Source organism: Salinivibrio sp. MA427 (assembly GCF_001996115.1).
In the GTDB taxonomy this organism is placed as follows: domain Bacteria; phylum Pseudomonadota; class Gammaproteobacteria; order Enterobacterales; family Vibrionaceae; genus Salinivibrio; species Salinivibrio costicola.
In genome coordinates this window covers 1-2,992 of record NZ_MUFH01000289.1, presented here as the reverse complement: position 1 = coordinate 2,992, position 2,992 = coordinate 1, and the positions used below count along the sequence as shown (strand labels likewise).

3 protein-coding genes are annotated in these 2,992 nt (G+C 47.9%); all 3 read right to left on the bottom strand.

Going from position 1 to position 2,992, the window contains the following annotated elements; all coding sequences use genetic code 11:
• The coding region (locus BZG79_RS13410) for an ATP-binding cassette domain-containing protein (protein ID WP_199877870.1) at window positions 1-680 on the bottom strand (680 nt) is incomplete at its 3' end.
• The gene (locus BZG79_RS16950; RefSeq protein ID WP_077774648.1) at window positions 673-2,274 is read right to left on the bottom strand and encodes a glycine betaine ABC transporter substrate-binding protein; all 1,602 of its coding nucleotides are present in this window, start codon (window positions 2,272-2,274) and stop codon (window positions 673-675) included. The genes BZG79_RS13410 and BZG79_RS16950, both read right to left, overlap by 8 nt.
• Before the next feature lie 167 nt (window positions 2,275-2,441).
• Window positions 2,442-2,992, bottom strand: a 551-nt coding sequence (locus tag BZG79_RS13400) for an isochorismatase family protein (protein WP_206779501.1), incomplete at its 5' end; no start/stop codon positions are given.

Genomic DNA, 2,992 nt, shown 5'->3' with positions numbered 1-2,992 from the left:
GTAATAAAGATAATCGTTTTATGCAGCTTTTCTTGTAGCTCAATGAGTTGGTCTTGCATCTCACTGCGAATGAGCGGATCCAGTGCAGAAAACGCTTCGTCCATCAATAGGATCTCAGCATCCGTACACAAGGCCCGTGCTAAACCGACGCGTTGCTGTTGCCCACCGGATAACTGGGCAGGGTATTGGTCAGCATAGCCCTCTAAGCCAACCGTAGAGAGCCACTGTTGAGCCTTTTCATCTCGCAGTGCTTTGGCTTCTCCTTGAATGCGAAGACCAAAACCGACGTTTTCTTTGACAGTACGGTGAGGAAGCAAGCCGAATCGCTGGAAAACCATCGACATTTTATGACGACGAAATTGCTGCAACTCTTTTTGTGAGTACTGCATTATATCCGTGCCATCAATGCGAATTTCACCTTCTGTCGGATCGATCAAACGATTGAAATGGCGAATCAGTGTTGATTTTCCTGAGCCAGATAAGCCCATGATGACGAACACTTCACCGCGCCGAATAGACAGATTGATGTCACTAAGTCCGATAGTATGTCCTGTTTCTTGTAGCAATGCGTCTTTGCTTTTACCTGCTTTAACATCGGGCATGAGCTTACGCGGATGGTTGCCAAACACTTTGTAAAGACCGTGAATTTCGATCAAGGTGTTCTGCTCAGAATCAGTCATGATCACCTCCCTTTAAGTGCTGCTGTGATCGCTTGGCATAGCTTTGCGAGACGCGATCGAAAATAATAGCAATCACGACGATCGCGAGGCCATTGAGCAGGCCCAAGGTGAAATATTGGTTAGTGATCGATTTAAGAACGGGTTGACCCAAGCCAGAAACACCGATCATCGAGGCGATCACGACCATGGCGAGTGCCATCATAATCGTTTGGTTAATGCCGGCCATAATAGTGGGCATTGCCAGTGGTAGCTGAATCTGAAAAAGGCGCTGAACGCCATTGGCGCCATACGCAGTCGCTGCTTCAAGCACATCTTTATCGACCAGCCTAATCCCAAGGTTCGTTAAGCGGATGACCGGTGGAATGGCGTAAATCACGACGGCAATGACCCCCGGAATTTTACCAATGCCCAGTAGCATCACAACAGGAATTAAATAGACGAAAGCGGGCATGGTCTGCATGATATCAAGAAGTGGCGTAACCACCGCTTGGGTCCGATTGGACTTCGCCATCGCAATCCCGATAGGTACACCGACACCTATCGCGACAAGCGTACAGACCAAAATGATACTCATGGTGCTCATGGTATCTTCCCACATCCCTAAGTAAGCAATTAGAGTGAAAGAAACAACCACAGCCGCAGGGAGCTTCCAAGAGCGACTGGCGAGATACGCGATACCGGCAAGTACGGCAATCACCAGCCACCAAGGTGTGGCAAGGAGTAAGTCTTCGAACCAAACAAGAAAGTGGAGGAGGGGGTCAAAAAAGATATAGGCCATGGCCTCGGGAGCTCGTTTAGCAAAGCGTTCTGTCACGACAGTCTCAACATCAGCGGCTGGATACATTGTTGCTTTCGACGTTATGCACTCGTCAGATGTAATACATGACTTATAGTGCTCGACATCCGTACCCGTTTCGAAATCGACTTTAACCATTTCATATTTGCCTAACACGGCCGTCGGTGCCCAGTAGTAACCAAACCAAGCTTCTTCGCGTTCATAAGCTTTGGCAATGGAGCCGGCTAAGCCAGCACCGGAGCCAGGGTCGACAATTTCAAAGCCACTGTCGGCGAGATCCAATGCTTTAAAATTATTTTCCGAGGTAATTTGGCAGCTCCATCCCGCGGGACATCCGTAAAAGGCTGCTTTTGACGGATCTTCGGGATGAGGGAAAAGATCGGCATTGGCTTTAACGCCCGAAATGGTTTTAAGTTCGGGGTGCTGATCGACCATGTATTTAGGGACCCAAAATCCCTCTTCGCCGCCTTCAACAAAGGCTTGTCCTGCATAGCGTATACGTCCTTCGTCAATACCTCGCTGAAGGCCTTCACGCATGGAGTTACTCCAAAACTCCGGTGCAATATCGGGCTCGCCTTTTTCTATCATGGATGTGCCGGTTGGCATGGTATCACCAGGTACGAGTTCAGCATCACAGCCGTAGCCATGCTCTAAAATAAACTGATCAATGTTGGCAATCAGGCTCGCTGAATTCCAGTTCATATCGGCAATCGTGACGTTGCCACACCCATGATCATCGGCACTGGCCGGGACTGCAGACAGCGTTAATAGGGCTGCAGAGAGTAGTCGTTTGTACATAGTGCTTCCTTTCTCTTTTATACATTCGTCATGAATAATATTAGACCACTAATGAAAATGTTAGCGCCTACTGTGCGATCTATATCTCATAAATACTCGATATTTTAGAAGTATACGTATTCAACCCCTAGATCTTCATGCCCATTACTTAGAGATCTATTTGCTTTCTATTTTATTAACGTTAAAAAAGATCGAAAGTCTGAACCGCCGGCTGCTTGTTGCCACTCAAACAACAAGGCTTCGACCAAAGTGATCCAGGCGCCATGTTGCTGCATCATTGCAATTCCGGTGTGGTAATGAGACGCGTCACAGGATGAGGTTGCATCCGTGACTAGGTGAACGTGATAGTGGGCTCTGAGTAGATCGCAGGCTGTTTGATAAACACAAATATGGGTTTCGATGCCACATAGGATGACTTGTTTACGGTTAAGATCATCGAGTCGTTTTTTAACATCGGGGTTTGCGTAAGCACTAAATGTCTGCTTGGCAATGGGCGTATCCGTTGGGATTAACTCAGCCAAACTCTCAGTGGTCGCGCCGAGCTTATCGGGCAGTTGCTCGACCCACACCACGGGCACATCAAAGTACTGACAGGCACGCATTAGTTRGGCCAGCTTTTGGTGTAGTGCTTCGCTGCCTGTTACCTTTTGTGCCAGTTTGCCTTGTACATCAATCAACGAAACGACCGCATTCTCAGTATTGATCATTGTTTTATCCC